This window comes from Enterobacter sp. C6 (assembly GCF_008122455.1).
GTDB lineage: Bacteria > Pseudomonadota > Gammaproteobacteria > Enterobacterales > Enterobacteriaceae > Enterobacter > Enterobacter pseudoroggenkampii.
The window spans coordinates 1-3,320 of the sequence record NZ_QPFW01000075.1 but is presented as its reverse complement, the minus strand read 5'-3'; the positions used below and the strand labels follow the sequence as shown (position 1 = coordinate 3,320).

The window sequence follows — 3,320 nt, the reverse complement described above, 5'->3', positions numbered from 1 at the left end:
CCGAAGATGACGTCCATGCCTCCGTCGGCAAGGCGGTGAAAACCCGCTGGGCGTGGCTGGCCATTAACCTGTGTACCGCCTTTATCGCCTCCCGGGTGATTGACGGTTTTGAACACACCATTTCGCAGCTGGTGGCGCTGGCCTCGCTGATGCCGATTGTGGCCGGAATAGGCGGCAACACCGGAAACCAGACCATCACCATGATCGTCCGCGCGCTGGCGCTGGAAAATATTCAGCCCGGTAACTTCGCCTTTCTGATCTTCAGAGAGATGGGCGTGGCGCTGATCAACGGCCTGGTGTGGGGCGGTATTATGGGCGGCATTACCTGGTGGCTGTATGACGATATGGCGCTGGGTGGGGTGATGATGCTGGCGATGGTGCTAAATCTGCTGGTGGCATCGATGATGGGGGTCATTATCCCGCTGACGATGACCAAACTGGGGCGCGACCCCGCGGTGGGGTCGAGCGTGATGATCACCGCCATCACCGATACCGGCGGTTTCTTTATTTTTCTTGGGCTGGCGACGATTTTTCTTCTTTAAGCCGACGCTTAATGCGGGCGGGAAGCAGCACCATGACGATAATCCCGCCCAGCACGCCAATCGCCAGATTGCCGGTTGATACCGTGGCGGCAACGGTCACCAGCATGACGACCGTTTCTGCAATCGGGGCCGTTTTCACCGTGGCGGGCTGAAGGCTGTGCCAGCTGAAGGTTTTGACGGCGACGATCGCCATAATGCCCGCCAGCACCGCCATCGGGATGTTGGCCATCACGTCGCTGAGTGCCGTGACCAGGATCAGCAGCACAATGCCCGCTGCAAGGGTTGAAATGCGGCTTCGGCCTTTTCCCATCTCCACGTTAACGATGGTTTGCCCAATCATCGCGCAGCCCGCAATACCACCGTAAAATCCGGCCAGAATATTACCCACGCCCAGCCCGATGCTCTCACGGCGCTTGCTCGACGGCGTTGCGGTCAGCTCATCCACCAGCTTTGCCGTCAGCAGGGATTCCAGCAGGCCGACAAAGGCGATGCTCAACGCGCACGGCCAGATAATGCTCAGCGTCTGTGCATTGAGGGGGACCAGTAGTTCGGTAAGACCCGGTAAACCGCCGCTCATGGAGCCTTCATCGCCCACGGTCGGCAGGATTTGACCGGTTGAAACGGTGAACACGGTAAGCACAACAATCGCAATCAGCGGGGAAGGGATGCTTTTGAGATAGCGCGGCACCCACAGCACGATCAGCAGCGTCAGCACGAACAGGCCCACAATCAGCGGGCTTCGGCTCCAGAAATGGGGAACCTGCGCAAAGAAAATCAATATCCCGAGGGCGTTAACAAACCCGATCATGACCGACTGGGGAATAAAGCGCATCAGCCTTGCCATGCCCAGCACGCCAAACAGAATCTGAATCACGCCTGCCATCAGCACGGCGGGAAGAATGTACTGTACGCCGTGCTGATGCACCATGGGCCCAATAACCAGCGCTACGGAACCGGCCGCTGCCGTGACCATCGCCGGGCGACCGCCCAGCACGGACAGGGCAAGACACAGCACCACGGAGGCGATCAGGCTGACCTTCGGGTCAACGCCCGCCACCACCGAAAATGAGATAACCTCGGGGATCAGCGCCAGGGCGGTAATCACGCCCGCCAGCGTTTCACGCGTCAGCTGCTTAGGGGAACGCAGTACGTTGGCTACGCGGTCTTTGGGGGATACAGCAGAATGGGGTAAGGACATAACAGTTCGCTGGTTAGGGCAGGCTTCCGTGCGCGCGATCACAAAACGCAACATACTAGCCAGTAAAACCGCGCTTTACCAGACGCATCGATAATTCCTCACAAACAATCCATCATTAAATTTCACAATTACAATAATTTCGTAACCTTTAAACAATATTTAAAAGTTGTTACCGTGCCCCCGCAGCTTTTTTCACCTGCAATTTCCACGCATCAAGCACTTTTACACTAAGGCATAAATTATGAAAAAAATGACTGCCATGCTCTTTTCTCTGGCCGTGGGGCTTAACACCGTCTCTATGGCGGCGAAAGCTGACGCACCAAAAGAGCAGGAAACGGACGTCCTTTTAATTGGTGGCGGTATCATGAGCGCCACGCTGGGAACCTATCTGCAAGAACTGCAGCCGGACTGGTCAATGACCATGGTCGAGCGCCTTGACGGCGTGGCGCAGGAGAGTTCGAACGGCTGGAACAACGCCGGTACCGGACATTCGGCACTCATGGAACTGAACTATACGCCGCAGAAAAAGGACGGTTCCATTAGTATCGAGAAGGCGGTAGAGATCAACGAAGCATTCCAGGTTTCTCGCCAGTTCTGGTCTCATCAGGTCAACAGCGGCGTGATGCACGACCCGCACTCCTTCATCAACACCGTACCGCACATGAGCTTTGTGTGGGGTGAGCAGAACGTCAACTTCCTGCGCGCGCGCTACGCCGCTCTGCAGCAGAGCACGCTGTTCCGCGGGATGAAATATTCTGAAGACCACGCGCAGATTAAAGAGTGGGCTCCGCTGGTCATGGAAGGTCGTGACCCGAATCAGAAAGTGGCGGCGACCCGTACCGAAATTGGTACCGACGTTAACTACGGTGAAATTACCCGTCAGCTGGTGACGTCTCTGAAGAAAAAAGAGAACTTCAACCTGCAGCTCAGCACTGAAGTGCGTGGTTTCAAGCGCAACGCGGATAACAGCTGGAGCGTGACCGTTGCCGATCTGAAAAACAACGAAGCCGAACACGTCATCAGGGCGAAGTTTGTCTTTATCGGTGCGGGCGGCGCGGCGCTGAAGCTGCTGCAGGAGTCCGGTATTCCGGAAGCTGACGACTACGCGGGCTTCCCGGTGGGCGGTCAGTTCCTGGTGTCCGATAACCCGGAAGTGGTGAACCGTCATCTGGCAAAAGTGTACGGTCAGGCCTCTGTTGGCGCACCGCCGATGTCTGTTCCGCACATCGACACCCGTATGCTTGACGGCAAACGCGTGGTGCTGTTTGGGCCGTTCGCGACCTTCTCCACGAAGTTCCTGAAAAATGGTTCCCTGTGGGACCTGCTCAGCGCAACCACCACCTCTAACGTCAAGCCGATGATGGACGTGGGTCTGGATAACTTCGACCTGGTGAAATACCTGATTAGCCAGGTGATGCTCTCTGACGACGATCGTTTCGAGGCGCTGAAAGAGTACTATCCGCAGGCGAAGAAAGAAGACTGGCGTCTGTGGCAGGCGGGTCAGCGCGTACAGATCATCAAGCGCGATCCGAAAGAGGGTGGCGTGCTGCGTCTGGGCACCGAAGTGGTGAGCGATAAGG

At 56.7% G+C, this 3,320-nt stretch carries 3 protein-coding genes; 2 read left to right on the top strand and 1 reads right to left on the bottom strand.

Annotated elements, in window-relative coordinates; genetic code table 11:
* A partial coding sequence (locus DOU50_RS00720) for a magnesium transporter (protein ID WP_148768517.1) occupies positions 1–542 on the top strand: 542 nt, incomplete at its 5' end.
* Here DOU50_RS00720 and DOU50_RS00715 read toward each other — a convergent pair.
* A complete protein-coding gene (locus DOU50_RS00715) occupies positions 505–1,794 on the bottom strand; it encodes a SulP family inorganic anion transporter (RefSeq protein ID WP_148768516.1) in 1,290 nt (429 codons plus the stop codon). The genes DOU50_RS00720 and DOU50_RS00715 overlap by 38 nt on opposite strands.
* A 187-nt stretch (positions 1,795–1,981) precedes the next feature.
* Here DOU50_RS00715 and mqo point away from each other — a divergent pair.
* Positions 1,982–3,320, top strand: a 1,339-nt coding sequence (gene mqo, locus DOU50_RS00710; RefSeq protein ID WP_148768515.1) for a malate dehydrogenase (quinone), incomplete at its 3' end; no start/stop codon positions are given.